Origin of the sequence: Algiphilus sp. (assembly GCF_965216485.1) — a bacterium.
In the GTDB taxonomy this organism is placed as follows: domain Bacteria; phylum Pseudomonadota; class Gammaproteobacteria; order Nevskiales; family Nevskiaceae; genus Algiphilus.
In genome coordinates, this window is record NZ_OZ244162.1 from 1,174,430 (window position 1) to 1,190,024 (window position 15,595).

General features: G+C 65.9%; 13 protein-coding genes and 1 pseudogene. 7 read left to right on the top strand and 7 right to left on the bottom strand.

The features are described 5' to 3' along the window. Positions 1 to 79: 79 nt before the first annotated feature. Positions 80 to 799, top strand: a complete 720-nt coding sequence (locus tag ACOOFO_RS05395; RefSeq protein WP_420429656.1) for an SDR family oxidoreductase — start codon at positions 80 to 82, stop codon at positions 797 to 799. Positions 800 to 805: 6 nt separating this feature from the next. Next, complete coding sequence (locus ACOOFO_RS05400) at positions 806 to 2,002, top strand: MFS transporter (protein WP_420428739.1); 1,197 nt, start codon at positions 806 to 808, stop codon at positions 2,000 to 2,002. On the opposite strand, the gene ACOOFO_RS05405 is transcribed toward ACOOFO_RS05400, so the two are convergent. Both ACOOFO_RS05405 and ACOOFO_RS05410 read right to left on the bottom strand, forming a co-directional pair. Then, the gene (locus ACOOFO_RS05405) at positions 1,903 to 2,403 is read right to left on the bottom strand and encodes a methylated-DNA--[protein]-cysteine S-methyltransferase (protein WP_420428741.1); all 501 of its coding nucleotides are present in this window, start codon (positions 2,401 to 2,403) and stop codon (positions 1,903 to 1,905) included. The two genes, ACOOFO_RS05400 and ACOOFO_RS05405, sit on opposite strands and share 100 nt — an antisense overlap. After that, positions 2,387 to 3,163 carry an NRDE family protein gene (locus tag ACOOFO_RS05410; RefSeq protein ID WP_420428743.1) on the bottom strand — a complete coding sequence of 259 codons (777 nt, stop codon included), beginning with the start codon at positions 3,161 to 3,163 and terminating at the stop codon, positions 2,387 to 2,389. Before ACOOFO_RS05410 ends, ACOOFO_RS05405 begins: the two co-directional genes overlap by 17 nt. A gap of 87 nt (positions 3,164 to 3,250) precedes the next feature. Between ACOOFO_RS05410 and ACOOFO_RS05415 the strand changes: the two genes are divergently transcribed. After that, entirely contained in the window at positions 3,251 to 4,111 is an 861-nt protein-coding gene (locus tag ACOOFO_RS05415) for an EcsC family protein (RefSeq protein ID WP_420428745.1), read from the top strand. A 78-nt stretch (positions 4,112 to 4,189) separates the two neighbouring features. Beyond that, on the top strand, positions 4,190 to 5,575 hold the full coding sequence (locus tag ACOOFO_RS05420) for an NAD(P)/FAD-dependent oxidoreductase (protein ID WP_420428747.1): 1,386 nt from the start codon (positions 4,190 to 4,192) through the stop codon (positions 5,573 to 5,575). An 8-nt stretch (positions 5,576 to 5,583) separates the two neighbouring features. Here ACOOFO_RS05420 and ntrC read toward each other — a convergent pair whose 3' ends face one another. The 3 genes from ntrC to glnA form a co-directional block, all read right to left on the bottom strand. Further along, positions 5,584 to 7,080 (bottom strand): nitrogen regulation protein NR(I), encoded by a 1,497-nt coding sequence (gene ntrC / locus ACOOFO_RS05425; protein ID WP_420428749.1) that lies wholly within the window; start codon positions 7,078 to 7,080, stop codon positions 5,584 to 5,586. Beyond that, positions 7,077 to 8,150, bottom strand: coding sequence for a nitrogen regulation protein NR(II) (gene glnL / locus ACOOFO_RS05430; RefSeq protein ID WP_420428751.1), 1,074 nt, complete (start codon positions 8,148 to 8,150; stop codon positions 7,077 to 7,079). The genes ntrC and glnL overlap by 4 nt, the downstream gene beginning before the upstream one ends. A gap of 810 nt (positions 8,151 to 8,960) precedes the next feature. Then, complete coding sequence (gene glnA, locus ACOOFO_RS05435; protein WP_420428753.1) at positions 8,961 to 10,370, bottom strand: glutamate--ammonia ligase; 1,410 nt, start codon at positions 10,368 to 10,370, stop codon at positions 8,961 to 8,963. A gap of 358 nt (positions 10,371 to 10,728) precedes the next feature. On the opposite strand from glnA, the pseudogene glyQ reads away from it, so the two are divergent. The 3 genes and pseudogenes from glyQ to ACOOFO_RS05450 all read left to right on the top strand — a co-directional run bounded on the left by glyQ (position 10,729) and on the right by ACOOFO_RS05450 (position 14,170). Then, positions 10,729 to 11,621, top strand: a pseudogene (glyQ, locus tag ACOOFO_RS05440) (glycine--tRNA ligase subunit alpha). Further along, positions 11,618 to 13,681: a glycine--tRNA ligase subunit beta gene (gene glyS / locus ACOOFO_RS05445; RefSeq protein WP_420428755.1), complete on the top strand. Its 2,064-nt coding sequence runs from the start codon at positions 11,618 to 11,620 to the stop codon at positions 13,679 to 13,681. Before glyQ ends, glyS begins: the two are co-directional and overlap by 4 nt. Before the next feature lie 30 nt (positions 13,682 to 13,711). Continuing rightward, positions 13,712 to 14,170 (top strand): hypothetical protein, encoded by a 459-nt coding sequence (locus ACOOFO_RS05450; RefSeq protein ID WP_420428757.1) that lies wholly within the window; start codon positions 13,712 to 13,714, stop codon positions 14,168 to 14,170. Positions 14,171 to 14,189: 19 nt separating this feature from the next. Here ACOOFO_RS05450 and folB read toward each other — a convergent pair whose 3' ends face one another. Together folB and tsaD are read right to left on the bottom strand one after the other, a co-directional pair. After that, a complete protein-coding gene (folB, locus tag ACOOFO_RS05455) occupies positions 14,190 to 14,564 on the bottom strand; it encodes a dihydroneopterin aldolase (protein WP_420428759.1) in 375 nt (124 codons plus the stop codon). Then, on the bottom strand, positions 14,557 to 15,585 hold the full coding sequence (gene tsaD, locus ACOOFO_RS05460) for a tRNA (adenosine(37)-N6)-threonylcarbamoyltransferase complex transferase subunit TsaD (protein WP_420428761.1): 1,029 nt from the start codon (positions 15,583 to 15,585) through the stop codon (positions 14,557 to 14,559). Before tsaD ends, folB begins: the two co-directional genes overlap by 8 nt. Between the last annotated feature and the right edge of the window lie 10 nt (positions 15,586 to 15,595).

A 15,595-nucleotide genomic window follows, 5' to 3' on the forward strand; every position in this document is an offset into this window, starting at 1 on the left:
ACGGGCGCAGTAGCCCGATGCCACAATGCGAGATCATTGGCCTGGAATCGATGCCATGGAGTCGCCAAGCACCGGATCGGTGGTGCTGATCACCGGAGGTGCGCGCCGCATCGGCGCGCAGATTGCCCGTTTGCTGCACCACGCCGGCTGGCGCGTGGTGGTGCACTGCCGCAGCAGCCGCGAAGACGCGGACCAGCTGGTCGCGGAACTCAATGCAGGGCGGCCGGACAGTGCGCACGTCGTGCAGGCGGACTTCAGCCAGAGCGGCGGCGCAGCACACGCCGTTGCGCAAGCCGCGCAGCACTGGGGACGGCTGGATGCATTGGTCAACAACGCGTCCAGCTACGTCAAGACGCCCTTGACGGAGGTGGATGCCACCACGGTGGAGGATCTGCTGGCATCCAATCTCAAGGCGCCGCTGGAAGCGATTCAGGCTTTCGCGCAGCAGCCCCGCGCCGCGGCCGTGGTCAACATCATCGACACCCTGGCGCGCCACGTGCGCGCGGGCTACGCCCCCTATTTCGCCGCCAAGAGTGGACTCTGGACGCTGACCGAAGCCCTGGCCCTCGAGCTGGCGCCGGCCGTGCGCGTCAACGGGGTCGCGCCTGGCCACATCCTCTGGGCCACTAACTCCGCATTGGGTGAGGAAGAGCGCCGGCAGGAGGCGGCACGGATTCCGCTTGGCCGGCTGGGCGGGGGTGAGGATATCGCCCGCGCCGTGCGTTTCCTGCTCTCGAGTGATGCCGATTACGTGACGGGTGCAGTCCTGCCGGTGGATGGCGGGCTGCGCCTTAGCTGATTGCCGTTGCGGGAAGCGACGGCGGCCTCGCGCAGCCAGGCGCTGACACTCCTGCTGTGTAGCACCCTCACGGTGATGGCGGCAGCGACCATCACGCCGTCGCTGGCAGGCATTGCCGCCCACTTTGCCGACACGCCCCATGCCGGCATGCTGACGCGGCTGGTGCTGACCCTGCCCGCCTTGTTCATCGTGCTTGCCGCGCCCTGGGCCGGGCGCGCCTGTGACCGCCGTGGGCGCAAACCCGTGTTGCTGACCGGTCTCGCGCTGTACGTGGCCGCAGGAAGCGCCGGGGCGCTGGCACCCTCGCTGCCCATCCTGCTGGTCAGTCGCGCCGTGCTCGGCATTGGGATTGCCTGCCTGATGACCGCGGCCACCACGATGATCGCCGACAGCACGCGAGGCAGCGAACAGACCCGGTTGCTGGGGCTGCAGGGCGCCTTCATGGCCGGGGGCGGCGTGGTGTTTGTCTTTGCCGGTGGACTGGCTGCCGAACTGCATTGGCGGGTGGCATTCGGCGTCTATCTTCTGGCCTTGCTGCTGTTGCCCGCCATGCTGCGCCTGCCGGAGACTCGGGACGCCGGCGCGATGTCCGTCCACCCGGTGCAAGCCGTGCCCATGACCCGCCTGCTGCGCCGGGTCGGCGTCATCTATCTGTTGGCCTTCCTCGGCATGGCGCTGTTCTATCTGGTGCCGGTCTACATGCCCTTCCTACTCAGTAGCCGCTTCGCGCTTAGCGCAGGCTGGGTCGGCGCCTTCATTGCCCTGGGCAACCTCGCAGCCATGGTGTCTGGCATGCAGTTCGGCCGGGTGCGCGCGCGGATACCGGCGCTCGGGATGGTGGCGCTGACCGGCGGATTGCTCGCCGCGGGCTATGCCGTGGTGGCGGTGTCGCACAGCGTGCCTCTGTTTCTGCTCGGACTGGTGATCGCCGGTGCGGGCCTCGGATTCATGGTGCCCAATCTCAATCATTGGACCGTGCAGGTCAGCGATGCCGCTCAACGCGGCCAGGCGCTGGGCGGTCTGACCACGGCCTTCTTTCTGGGACAGTTTGCCTCCCCGCTGTTGGCCCAGCCGGTGGCCAGTCAGTGGGGCAACGGCGGGCTCTACGCAGCGGCTGCCGCGGTACTGGCGACGGGCGCGCTCGCGGCGGCGCTCTGCTCGATATCGAGAAGCGCACGCTTGCGCTCGACGCCGCCGCCATAGCCACCGATGGCCCCCCCACTGCGCACCACACGGTGGCACGGGATGAGGATGCAGATGGGGTTGGCACCATTGGCGCGGCCGACAGCCCGCGCCGCCTTGGGCTGGCCGACCGCGGTGGCAATGTCGGCATAGGCTGCTGTCTGACCGTAGGGGATGCGCAGCAGCGCTTGCCAAACCGCCATGGCAAAAGCGCTGCCTTTGGGGGCTAGTGGCAGATCGAAGGCGATGCGATCACCCGCGAAATAGGCGGCGAGCTGATCGCTCAGGGCGCGCTCCATCGGCTGGCGCGGCGCTCGGGCCGCCCGGGCTTCCGGCTCGGTGCAGAAATGCAGTTCCGTGAGCGCCGTTTCGTCGAATCGGGCCAGCATGGGGCCCAGTGGGGTATCAAGCCGTATGGACATCGTTGCTGCTCCCTAGCAAGGTGCGGCGGCTCCCGGCGGGAATGCCGTCGGCCGCGAAACACCGCTCTTCAAAGTGGATCGGCCCATCGCCGGACCACGACAGGATGGTACTTGCGCGTGTGCCGTAGTGGCTTCCGCGAATGAAGGGCGGCGACAAAAAGCGCTCCATCTCAGGGCCGACGCCGGTATCAGGCAGCTCGTCGTCAGCAGCGGCCGCTTCGTCGGCCAGTGCCTGAAACAGCGCCTCGTCGTCACTGTCGGCCTCCAGCACGAGGCGCAGGCGCTCCGTCTTGGGCCAAGGGGTATCGAGGTCGGCATTGGAGACGACGTGGACACCTGGGGTCAGTGCCCGCTCGTGCCATGCCGGGGTGTTGCTGGCATAGCGGCAGCTGACACCGTCACTGACCAGGAGATTGAATCCCGCATAGCGTCCGGCGTCGGCTGCCAGCTCGGCAAAAAACTCGGCAGGTGTACCGCTGCCGCGGAGGAAGCGCGAGACCAACATGCCGCGCGAATACTGCCCGGCCGTGGCGGTGGTGCCGCGGACATTGGTCACCGCCGCGAAGCGCCCTTCCGGCGTGCAGGCGAGCCAGCCGCCGCCAGCCTTCAAGTCGCGACCACCAAAAATGCGTGCACCTCCGCTGGCATCCTCCGGCCACCAGTCCGCAGCCGTGGTGGGGCGCGCATGGAATTCATCGCGGTTGGCGGCAATGCGCCACCGGTAATGCGCGTCGCGCCATTGCAGGCCGATCAGGCACATCGTAGGCGGGCAGCAAGCATGGATTCAGGCCACGATTCGAGGAGGTGGCAAGCGTATCATTCGACCATTCCCCGAGCGGAGAGTGCCTTGATCAGCGACTACGAAGCCGAGCGTCTGGCTGCGATCCGGGCCTGGCAGGCACGCCCGCCAGGGCCGGCAACGCGTTGGTTCGGCCGCGCCGCAGGACCGGCCAGTCGCGCGGTGCAGACGGTGGTACCGGCGTCGGCGCTGCGTACGGCGTTGAATACAGCCCACAAGGCGGCGGCGCGCTCGGATGGCAATCGGTCCATCCTGAGCCGAGCGGGGGTGGAGTCCGTGGATGCCTTGCGGAGCGTGCCGCTGGCGGTGTGCGACGGCTTGGCGGATCGTGTGCAGCGCAGGGCGCTGCTGCTCGGTGGGGCTGGAGGTGCGGTATTCGGCGTGGCGGGTACGGCCGGCATGGTGCTGGACATCTCGGGTGTGCTGGTGCTGGCGTTGCGCACCATTCGAAGAATGGGCCTTTGCTATGGCGACCGTTGTCTGGAGCGTGCCGATGACGGAGTGGCCCTATCCATCTTTGCGGCCGCTTCCGCCAACAGCGTGGAAGAAAAGATGGCAGCCCTGCGCGGGCTGCGTGCCGCCGGCCTGCTCGACGGGACCCTCGAGGCGGCGTGGCGTGACGGCGTGGAGCGCGCCGCCGAGCGCGAGCTGGCCAAGGAGGCCGCCACCTACAGCATGCAGAATCTGGCCCGTTCGCTGTCCGTGCACCTGGGCTGGAGGAAGGCGGCATCGGCCGCTCCGGTGCTCGGCGCCTTTGTCGGTGGTTCAGTGAATGCCTGGTACATCAACGATGTGGCACAGGTCGCACGCTATTGTTTCCAGGAGCGCTGGCTGCTCGCACGCTACCCGGAGCACGCCCAGCTCGCGCACGATGATTCGCCCCAGATCAGCGCCATCGAGGGCGGCTGATGCTGCGCCCCGCGCGGGCGGAGGGCTGTTTTTCACCGGGTTTCGCGGTACCCTAGGTATTTGTGCAATGCAGCATAAATGATGAAAGCACGCGAACAGAATCCTGCCGATGGTCGTCATGTCGTGATCGTGGGGGGCGGCTTTGCCGGTCTGCACGCGGCCCGGCGTTTCGGTCGCCGCGGGTACCGGGTCACCCTGCTCGACAAGCGCAATTTCCAGCTTTTCCAGCCGCTGCTGTATCAGGTGGCAACCGGGTCGCTGACGATTGGTGACATTGCCTACCCGCAGCGGACGCTGCTGCGCAAGATGCCGAAGGTGTGGACGCTGAACACCACCGTGTTCGATATCGACCCCGAGAAGCGGTGCGTGTACCACGAACACGGCGAACTGCATTACGACCTGCTGGTCGCGGCCACCGGCGTCAAGCACAACTATTTCGGCAACGACCATTGGCGGGAGCACGCTCCCGGCCTGAAGACCGCCGAGCACGCCATTCAGATGCGGCGGCGTATCTTTCGCGCCTTCGAGTACGCCGAGATGTGCGAGGACGATGCCGAGCGCACCAAGCTGCTCACCTTTGTGGTGGTAGGGGGTGGTCCCACCGGCGTCGAGCTGGCAGGCGCACTTGGCGAGCTGACGCGCAAGACGATGGTGCGCGATTTCCGCCGTTTTCGTTCGCAGGATGCGCGCATCGTGCTGCTCGAAGGTGGGCCGGACATTCTCCCGGTGTATCCCGCCTCGCTGCGCGCGAAGGCACGCAAGCACTTGGCCGATCTGGGCGTGGAGGTACAGACCAGCGCCATGGTCGAGGATGTGAATGCAGAGGGCGTCCGGGTGCGACATAGTGACGCCAGCGAGCGGATCGAGGCGAAGACCGTGCTCTGGGCAGCCGGCGTGCGGCCTTCGCTGTTCGGTCAGGTGCTGGCTGATGCGACCGGCGCCGAGCGCGACCGCGGCGGTCGCCTGCTGGTCAATCCGGACTGCTCGCTACCAACGCATCCCGACATCTTCGTCATCGGCGATCTGGCCTCACTGGTGGATGCCAGTGGTCAGCAGGTGCCGGGCCTAGCACCGGCGGCCATTCAGCAGGGCCGTTACATTGCGGACACGGTCTACCGTCGGGATCGCGGCAAGAAGGTGAAGCCCTTCCGCTACAGGGATTGGGGCACGATGGCGGTCATCGGCATCAACCGTGCGGTGGGCAATATCCGCGGCTGGAAGACGAGTGGCATGCTGGCCTGGTTCCTGTGGGCCTTTGTGCATATCCGCGCGCTAATCGATGGCGAGCAGCGGCTGCGGGTCTTCGTGAATTGGTCGTGGAAGTATTTCACCCGTCAGATGGGCGATCGTCTGATCACGGGGGACCCGACCCATACGCAGTCGCTGCGCGAGGCGCGTCTGCGGGCCTCTCAGACTGCCGAGAGCCAGGCTGCCGTTGAGGCGCGGCGGCGTGACGTCGCCTGAGGCGTTGCTCAGCGGCCTCCGCGCAGGCCGGCCGGGGTATCGCTACCCATATCGAGTTCCTTGATCTTGCGGGTCAGCGTGTTGCGCCCCCAGCCGAGGCGCTTGGCTGCCTCAATGCGATGCCCGCGTGAACTGGTCAGAGCGGCTTCGATGAGGGTGCGTTCAAAGGCAGGCAGTGCATCGTCCAGCAGATTGCTCTCTCCCGCGTTGAGTGCTGCATCGGCCCAGGCGCGTAGAAGACGCGGCCACTCATCGGGCATGGGCAGCGCCGTCGACACCTCAGCACCGAGCGCTGTGCCGGCGACTGTCCCTGGCACTGCGGGCGCCTCGGTCGGGGCTGCGCGCGCGCGAAGCTCTGGAGGCAGATCATCGGCCTGGATTTCCTGTCCGGGCGCCATCACAGTCAGCCAGCGGCAGATGTTCTCCAGCTGGCGTACGTTGCCGGGCCACGGCAGCCCCTGCATCTTTTCGGCAGCCTGATCGCTGAGCCGCTTCGGGTCGGTATGGAGGTCGCGCGCGGCACTGATGAGAAAATGCCGCGCCAGCATTGGGATATCCTCGGTGCGTTCGCGCAGTGAAGGAATGCGGATGCGAATGACGTTGAGGCGGTGGAAGAGATCCTCGCGGAAGCGGCCTTCGGCCACAGAGTCCTCGAGTTCCTGATTGGTGGCGGCGATGACGCGCACGTCGACCTTGACCGGTGTGGTGCCGCCCACGCGGTAGAACTCCCCATCGGACAGCACGCGTAGCAGGCGGGTCTGCAGATCCATGGGCATGTCGCCGATCTCGTCGAGAAAGAGCGTGCCGCCGTCGGCCTGCTCGAAGCGACCACGCCGCTGCGTCTGTGCGCCGGTAAAGGCGCCGCGCTCATGACCGAAGAATTCGGACTCCATCAGGTCGCGCGGAATCGCCGCCGTGTTCACCGCAATGAATTCGCGAGCAGCGCGAGGGCTGTGTGCGTGGAGGGCGCGCGCCACCAGTTCCTTGCCGACGCCGGTTTCGCCCGTGATGAGCACTGTGATCTGGCTCTGGGACAGGCGCCCGATGGCGCGAAAGACATCCTGCATGGCGGGGGCCTCGCCGATCAGCGAGGCACCGCCAGGGCCAATCTCCTGGGTAGCGGGCTCGATGCTGCGCGAGGCCGCAGCGCGGGCCACCAGTTCCGCTACCTCATCCACATCGAAGGGCTTGGCGAGGTACTCGAATGCGCCGCCCTTGTATGCCGCTACGGCGGCATCCAGATCCGAATGCGCCGTCATGATGATGACCGGCAAGTCCGGATCCTTCTTGTGGACGCGGTTCAATAACTCCAGACCGTCCACGCCGGGCATGCGGATGTCACTGATGAGCACGTCCGGATGGCTTTCCTCGAGGGCGTCGATCATCTCCGCCGCGCCAGGAAATGCTTCCACGTGCATGCCATGACGGGTCAGGGAGCGCTCCATGACCCAGCGGATGGACTCGTCGTCGTCGACGACCCAGATAGTCAGTGCGCGATCATTCATGAGCTCGGCAGGGGCAGATAGATGGAGAAGGTGGTGCAGCCCGTGCGTGAGTGGCACTCGATGATGCCGTGGTGCCCGTGCACGAGGTACTGCGAAATTGGCAGGCCGAGCCCGCTACCGGTGGCGCGGGTTGTGACCATGGGATAGAAGATTTTTTCAAGCAGGGTTTGCGGGATGCCAGGGCCGTTGTCCTCGATATCGATCTGCGCCACCATGCGGTGCAGCGTGCCGGCGATGGTGTGCTGACGACGGACCCGGGTACGCAGCGTCAGCGTGGCATCCTCCTGGCCTTCCAGAGCCTGCATGGCATTGCGCGCAATATTCAGGGCCGACTGCACCAGCTGTTCGCGGTCACCCTCGATATCGGGAATGCTCGGATCGTAATCGCGTTCGACGGTCAGCCATTCCCCAGCTTCGGCTTCAATGAGATGGCGCACGTGCTCCAGCATGGCGTGCACGTTGAGGGTGTCGCGTACCGGCATGCGATTCGGCCCCAGCATGCGATCCACCAGGTTCTGCAGCCGATCTGCCTCGCGCGTGATGACCTGCGTATATTCGCGGTGGACTGAATCGGGGAACTCATGCTCGAGAAGCTGCGCCGCACCGCGAATGCCGCCCAGCGGGTTCTTGATCTCATGCGCCAGCCCACGAATGAGCTGGCGCCCTGCATCGAATTGGGCCTGCAACCATTCGTCGCGCGAGATGCGTAGATGCCGATCGAGCGCTGTAGCTTCCATGACCAGCCCTGGCTGCTTCCCGAAGAGGGCAGGCGTCACGATGAGGTCAACGGTGATTGGACGGTCCTGGCCACGACGCATCTCGAGCTCTCGCTCAATGAATCCGGACGTCGTAGCGATGGCTTGTCGCAGGCGCTCCATATGATGCGAGAAGTGGGGTACTGCGATATGGAGTGGCTCGCCGAGGGCGTGGCCTTCGGAGACACCGAATAGCGTTTCCGCGGCAGGGTTGATGTGGCCTACACACAGGCGCGCATCGACGGCGATGATTCCAGTGGTGACGCTTTCCAGAACCAGCTCGCTCTTGAGTCGGGTGCGTGCGGTGAATTTCATGGACCACTGCCTTGCAAGGAACAGGCCAGCTCATGAAGCATCACAACGGGGCGCTGAATTGCCTCATGCTGACGCGGGGTTGTAGTGCACAGATAAGGTGCATAAATGCACAATAAGTAAGCAATATTAAGCAAATTGCACAAGGACAGTGCAAAAGTGCTTCGGTGGACGATAAGTCATCGCCCCCTGCCTCTTCCTGGGGCAATATCGCCGGTTGCTTTTGCGCGGCAGATGGTGCTTTGGTCAGCCATTGTCCGTCTTTGGTGCAATGCATCCGAGTTGGTGCACGGCAAAGCGCTTCGCGCTCGTGCAATCGCGCAGTAGTCCAACCCTGCTGTTCTTGCCCTTAGAGCGCTCCACGACCGGTGCGCGGCCTTTGGACCACCTGCCGGCGTGCTGGGCGTTGATTCGCGACGCGAGACCCCATTGCGTGGGGCCCCGCACACGCTCACGCCGTGTACGAAAAAGGCCCCGGAACGGGTCCGAGGCCTTTAGCTACCACTTGCCAGCGTGCAGGGCGTCGATTCGCGACGCTACACCCCACTGCGTGGGGCCTCGCATGCTGCTCACGCCGTGTACGAAAAAGGCCCCGGGATGCCCGGGGCCTTTGGCTACCGCCTGCCAGCATGGAGGGCACTGACTCGCGACGCTGGATCCCCGCGCAGCGGGGCCCCTCCACGCTGCTCGCAGCGTGAACAAAAAAGGCCCCGGAACGGGTCCGAGGCCTTTAGCTACCACCTGCCAGCGTGCAGGGCGTCGATTCGCGACGCTACACCCCACTGCGTGGGGCCCCGCACGCTGCTCACGCCGCTACATGCTGTAGTACATGTCGAATTCGCAGGGGTGGGGATGCATGCGGAAGCGGGTCACTTCTTCCATCTTGAGGTCGAGGTAGGCGTCGATCAGATCGTCGCTGAAGACGTCACCCGCCTTGAGGAAGTCGCGGTCCTTGTCCAGCGCCGCCAGCGCGATATCCAGACCGTGCGCCACCCGCGGGATCTTGGCGTCTTCTTCCGGCGGGAGGTTGTAGAGATCCTTGTCCATGGCGTCGCCGGGGTGGATCTTGTTCTGGATGCCGTCCAGGCCGGCCATCAGCATCGCCGAGAAGGCCAGGTAAGGATTGGCGAGGGAATCCGGGAAGCGCACCTCGATGCGGCGACCCTTCGGGTTGGCCACATACGGAATACGGATCGATGCCGAGCGGTTGCGCGCGGAGTAGGCGAGCAGCACCGGCGCCTCAAAGCCCGGAACCAGACGCTTGTAGCTGTTGGTGCCAGGATTGGTGAAGGCGTTGATCGCCTGCGCGTGCTTGATGATGCCGCCGATGTAGTACAGCGCGGTTTCGGACAGGCCGCCGTACTCGTCCCCGGCGAACAGATTCTTGCCGTCCTTCGACAGCGACTGGTGCACGTGCATGCCGTTGCCGTTGTCGCCGACCAGCGGCTTCGGCATGAAGGTCGCGGTCTTGCCGAACTGGTGCGCAATGTTGTGCACGATGTACTTGTAGGCCAACGTCTCATCGGCCTTCTTCACCAGCGTGTTGAACTTGGTGCCGATCTCGCACTGGCCAGCGGTGGCAACCTCGTGGTGATGGACTTCGGTGGTGATGCCGATTTCCTCGAGGGTCAGGCACATGGCCGAACGGATGTCCTGAAGGCTGTCGACGGGGGGCACCGGGAAATAACCACCCTTGACGCCCGGGCGATGGCCCATGTTGCCCAGCTCGTATTCCTTGCCGGAGTTCCAGCTCGCCTCTTCCGAGTCGATCTGATAGAAGGTATGGCCCATCTGGTTGCTCCAGCGCACCGAGTCGAACACGAAGAATTCGTTCTCGGGGCCGAAGTAGGCCGTATCCGCAATACCGGAGGCGTTGAGGTAGGCCTCGGCGCGCTTGGCCAGCGAGCGCGGGTCGCGGGTGTAGCCCTGCATGGTGGCGGGCTCGATCACATCGCAACGCAGCACAACGGTCGGCTCTTCAAAGAAGGGGTCGAGGAAGGCGGATTCCGATTCCGGCATCAGGATCATGTCGGACTCGTTGATGCCCTTCCAGCCCTGAATCGACGAACCGTCGAACATCTTGCCGTCGGTGAACAGGTCGGCGTCGATGGTGTGGGAAGGCACCGTGACGTTCTGCTCCTTGCCCTTGGTGTCGACAAAGCGGAAGTCGACAAACTTCGCGCCTTTCTCCTTGATGAGCTTCATTGCGTCTTGCGCTGACATTGACTTTTCTCCTGCAGCGATGTGTGAAAGGACGCCGCGCCAAAACGGCGCGCCGCTGCGCCAGGTTTACGCAGAAATCGTGCCAAGTACCCGGTGCGTGTGGCGATAGGCCGCAGCGATTGTGCACCATCGCTCCGCCTTGCGCGCGCGCCAGATGCACTCCTTTGGGTCACGACGGTGTGCGCCCCGGAAGTGCTTCCCACGCACCCGGTGTTCGGGCAGGGCCCGGGCGCTGGTGGCGACCACACGTGCCGCTGTAAGCGGTGGGCTGGCGTCTTCGTGCACGGTGCCAGCGCGGGCGCAAGCGGCAGGGTGCTCGTTATACTCTGCGCCCGATTGCACGAAGCGCCGAGCGCTCATGACCTTCCAGGAACTCATCCTGCGTTTGCAGAGTTACTGGGCGCAGCAGGGCTGCGCCATCCTTCAGCCGCTCGACATAGAAGTGGGCGCAGGCACTTTCCATTGGGCGACCTTCCTACGCTCGATCGGGCCCGAACCTTGGAACACCGCCTACGTGCAACCTTCACGCCGGCCCACGGATGGACGCTACGGCGACAACCCGATGCGTCTGCAGCACTATTACCAGTTCCAGGTCCTGATGAAGCCCGCGCCCGACGATCTGCAGGAACTCTATCTCGGAAGTCTGCGCGAGCTCGGCTTCGACCCGCTGGTGCACGACATCCGTTTCGTTGAAGACAACTGGGAGTCACCCACCCTCGGCGCCTGGGGCCTGGGCTGGGAGGTCTGGCTGAATGGCATGGAGGTCACCCAGTTCACCTATTTCCAGCAGGTGGGTGGTCTGGAATGTCGCCCCGTTGCGGGCGAGCTGACCTATGGCCTGGAGCGGCTGGCGATGTACATCCAGGGAGTCGAGTCGGTCTATGACCTGGTCTGGTCCGATGCCGGTGGCCGGCGCATGACCTACGGGGAGGTCTACCACCAGAACGAGGTGGAACAGTCAACCTACAACTTCGAACATGCCGACGTCGAGGCGCTGGAAGCCAGCTTTGTCGCCGCAGAGGCGGCCTGCAACCGCCTGGTGGAGGCGGGCCTGCCTCTACCAGCCTATGAACAGGTCTGCCATGCCTCGCACGCCTCAATCTGATGGACGCGCGCGGCGCCATCTCAGTGACCGAGCGCCAAGCCTACATCCTGCGTGTGCGGGCCCTGGCGCGCGCCTGCGCGCAGGCCTATTACGACGCGCGCGAGGCGCTCGGCTTTCCCATTGGCAATGCGGCGGTGGCGTCATGAATTTGGCCAGCTTGCTCATCGAGATCGGTTGCGAAGACCTGCCGGCGCGCGATGTCCAGCCGCTGGCCGACGCCCTTCGCACGGCGCTGTGCGAGGCGCTAGACCAGGCCGGTGTACCGCGTGACGCGGCGACCGCCTTCGCGACTCCACGGCGCATTGCTGTCCAGGTCGCCGCCGTCAGCGGAATGCAGCCCGATCAGCCGATTCAGCGCAAGGGGCCGGCGCTGGATCGCGCCTTCGATGCCCAGGGGGCGCCCACCAAGGCGGTTCAGGGCTTTGCGCGTTCCTGCGGCATTGCGCCCGAAGCGCTGACCCAGCGCGACGGCTATGTCTGGTACGAGGGCGTTGCCGCGGGCCGACCGCTGGCCGACGTGCTCAACGATGCCGTGCCCGATATCGTGGCACGCCTGGATCAGGCGGTGCCGCGCCGTATGCGGTGGGGCGGCACGGATGTGGTCTTTGCGCGGCCGGTGCGCTGGCTGCTGGCAATGCACGGAGATGCGGTCCTCCCGTTGACCGCTTTCGGACTGGAGGCCGGCAATCGCACCTACGGACATCGCTTTCACGTGCCGGAGGCCATTGATCTTGCCGAGGCCGATGCCTATGCCGAGCAGCTGCAGGCGGCCTATGTCCAGGCCGATAGCGCGGCGCGACGGGCGACGATCCGTCGTCAGGTGGAAGCGGTCGCCAGCGAATGCGGCGGTACGGCGCGCATCACCGACGCCCTGCTCGATGAGGTCACGGCGCTGGTCGAGTGGCCGGTCGCGGTGGCCGGCCGCATTGCCGAGGATTTCATGGTGCTGCCGCCGGAGGTGATCGTCACCACGGTGGAGACCAACCAGCGCTATTTCACCGTCTTCGACGGCGAGGGCAGGCTGCAGCCGGCCTTCATCACGGTCGCGAACATCGAATCGCGCGATCCCGCCCAGTTGATTGCGGGCAATGAGCGCGTGGTGCGCCCAAGACTCGCAGACGCACTGTTCTTCTGGAATCAGGATCGCCGTCAGCCGCTGGAAGCCTTCCTGCCCAAGCTGGAAAGGGTCACCTTCCAGAAGCAGCTCGGTAGCCTGGCGCACAAGGCTGAACGCGTCACGGCGCTGGCGCGCGCTCTGGCGGAAGCGCTGGATGCCGATGTCGTCACCACGCAGCGAGCGGCAGCGTTGTGCAAGGCCGACCTTGCCACGCAGATGGTCTTCGAATTCACCGAGCTGCAGGGTGTGATGGGCGGCTACTACGCGCGCGAATGCGGCGAAAGCGAGGCGGTGGCCGAGGCCATCGCCAGCCATTACGCGCCGGTGGGCGCGGGTGCGCCCATTCCGGACAGCGTGCCCGGGCGTCTGGTGGCACTGGCGGACAAGCTCGATACGCTGGCGGGCATCTTTGCCATCGGTCAGCCGCCAACGGCGAGCAAGGATCCCTTCGCTCTGCGCCGGGCCGCCATCGGCGTGCTGCGCATTCTGATCGAAGGCGATCTCGCGCTGGACCTGCACGCCTGGCTGAAGCGCGCCTTGCAGGCCCAGCCGGTCGACAGGGATGGCGACGCGGCCCTGGAGCCGCTGTGGCAATTCGTCAGTGAGCGCCTGCGCGGCATTCTGGCCGAGCGCGGTATCGGGCGCGAAATTTTCGATGCCGTGGCGGCGCTCGGCATTCACGATGTGCGGGATTTCACGGCGCGCGCGCAGGCCGTCGCCGCCTTCCTCGCGATGCCGGAAGCGCCGCAGCTGGCCGCAGCGCACAAGCGGGCGCGCAATGTGCTGCGTCAGGCCGGTGGGGGAGATGCTTCAGCACTGGACTCGGGAGCCTTCAGCGATGCCTGTGAAGGCGCTCTCGCCAATAGTCTGGCCACGCAGGCGGCCCTCCAGGAAACGCATCTGCAGCAGGGAGCCTATACCGAAGCCCTGCGCGCGCTTGCGGCGCTGCAGGGGCCGGTCGACGCCTTCTTCGATGCGGTCATGGTGATGGCCGACGATGCAGCCGTGCGCGCTAATCGCCTCGCTCTGCTCGCGCAGCTCGATGCGACCTGCCGGCGGGTGGCGGACGTGTCCCTGCTATCGAGCTAGACTGCCGTCGTACCCGCCGCGGGAGGCACCGTGACTTCACAAGCGTCCATCGTCGTCATCGAACTGGAGGCCCTGTTGCCGGAGAACGACGATGCGGCGGTCCATACAGCCATTCCCTCCGCCCGCGCCATCGAACAGCTCGGACGCCTGCAGCACAACGGCGCCCGGCTCTTTGTGCTGGCGCCGGCGCTGAGGCGCGAGGATGGCAGCGATCTGGACCGTGCCCTGACGCGCTGCGATCAGGTCGGACGGAGTCTCCAGGAAGCCGGGAGCCGTTTAGAGGGCGCGCTCTTCCCCGATGCCGGTGAATCCGGCGCGCGCGCGCAGGTCTTGCGCGATCTCTGCCGGCGCGCCAGTTGCGATGCCGCCAAGCTGACCGTCATCGCCGCGGGCGTGGCCGGGGAGACAGCAGCGCGCGGCGTGGCGGCCGGGGCGATCTATGCGCTGGGCACGGACGGCAGTTTCCCGGAGTTGCCGGCGCACCAATAGCCCGCGCGGGTGGTTCTGGCTAGGGGCGCTCCGCCTGGCTGCGATGCAGGCGCACCGCGATGTCGTCCACCCCCGCCACGGCGCCCGGCTTGTGCACGGTGACAGTGACCGCGCGGATGCGTGCATCCTCCAGCAGGCGCGCAGCGATCGTGCCCGCCAAGGTCTCGATCAGCGCCGGCTGCAGAGTGGCGCAGATCTGATGCACGGTCTGGGTGACGCCGTCATAGTCGATCGTTTCGGCGACGTCGTCGGTGGTGGCGGCAGCAGCGAGGTCGCACCACAGGGTGAGATCGATCGGGACCGGACGTGTCCGATGGCGCTCGAAGTCATAGACGCCGACGATGGCCTCCGCGGCGATGCCGCGCAGCATGATGCAGTCGGCCTGGTCAGACATCGGCGCTGGCCATGCGGGGCGGTTGCAGATCGGCCAAGGCCCAGCGGGCGTAGACATCCGGGGCGGTGGTGGGCGGGTCGTGACGACGCAGCCAGCCGGTATACGCCACCATCGCAGCGTTGTCGGTGCAAAAGGCCGGCGCCGGCAGATGCAGCTTGACGCCGCGCTGGGCGCATTCGTCGCTGAGTCGTGCGCGCAGGCGCAGATTGGCGGACACGCCACCCGCGACCACCAGCCGCGTGTAGCCGGTCTGCTGTAGCGCACGATGACACTTGGCGACCAGCACATCCACGCAGGCATCCTCGAAGGCGCGGGCAATGTCGGCGCGGGTTTGCTCGTCGAGGGTTTCCTGCTTCTCGAGCAGCAGGCGTACGGCGGTTTTCAATCCCGAAAAGCTGAACTGACAGTCCGGTCGGTCGATCAGCGGCCGCGGCAGCGCGAAGCGACCCGGTATGCCGTTGTTTGCGAGCCGCGCCAGATGCGGCCCGCCGGGGTAAGGGAGATCGAGCAGCGAAGCGGTCTTGTCGAAAGCTTCGCCGACCGCATCGTCGAGGCTCTCGCCTAGAAGGCGGTAGCAGCCGGGGGAAGCAACCTCTACCAACAGACTGTGCCCACCCGAGACCAGCAATGCGACGAAGGGGTACTCGGGGGGATCGTCGCTCAGCATGGGGGCCAGCAGGTGGGCCTCCATATGGTGAATCGGGATCAGGGGGAGGTCGTAGGCCAGGGCGACGCCGCTGGCCGATGCGGCGCCTACCAGCAGGGCGCCGGCCAGGCCGGGGCCAGCGGTATAGGCCACCGCGTCCAAAGCCGATGGCCGCAGCCCGGCCTGGGCGCAGGCGGTTTCCAGAAGGCCCGTCATGCGCGCCAGGTGGTCGCGCGCGGCCAATTCGGGCACGACGCCGCCATAGGCAGCGTGCAGGTCCGTCTGAGAATGCAGCACGTGGGCGCGCAGCTTGCCATCGTAGATGGCGACGGCGGTCTCGTCGCAGGAGGATTCAATCGCGAGTATCGTAGTCACGCGCGAATGC

Excerpts from the sequence above, each read along its gene's own strand:
- ACOOFO_RS05405 (WP_420428741.1), bottom strand. The coding sequence starts at position 2,403 with ATGTCCATACGGCTTGATACCCCACTGGGCCCCATGCTGGCCCGATTC.
- ACOOFO_RS05410 (WP_420428743.1), bottom strand. The coding sequence starts at position 3,163 with ATGTGCCTGATCGGCCTGCAATGGCGCGACGCGCATTACCGGTGGCGC.
- ACOOFO_RS05420 (WP_420428747.1), top strand. The coding sequence starts at position 4,190 with ATGATGAAAGCACGCGAACAGAATCCTGCCGATGGTCGTCATGTCGTG.
- ntrC (WP_420428749.1), bottom strand. The coding sequence starts at position 7,080 with ATGAATGATCGCGCACTGACTATCTGGGTCGTCGACGACGACGAGTCC.
- glnL (WP_420428751.1), bottom strand. The coding sequence starts at position 8,150 with ATGAAATTCACCGCACGCACCCGACTCAAGAGCGAGCTGGTTCTGGAA.
- glnA (WP_420428753.1), bottom strand. The coding sequence starts at position 10,370 with ATGTCAGCGCAAGACGCAATGAAGCTCATCAAGGAGAAAGGCGCGAAG.
- glyS (WP_420428755.1), top strand. The coding sequence starts at position 11,618 with ATGAATTTGGCCAGCTTGCTCATCGAGATCGGTTGCGAAGACCTGCCG.
- folB (WP_420428759.1), bottom strand. The coding sequence starts at position 14,564 with ATGTCTGACCAGGCCGACTGCATCATGCTGCGCGGCATCGCCGCGGAG.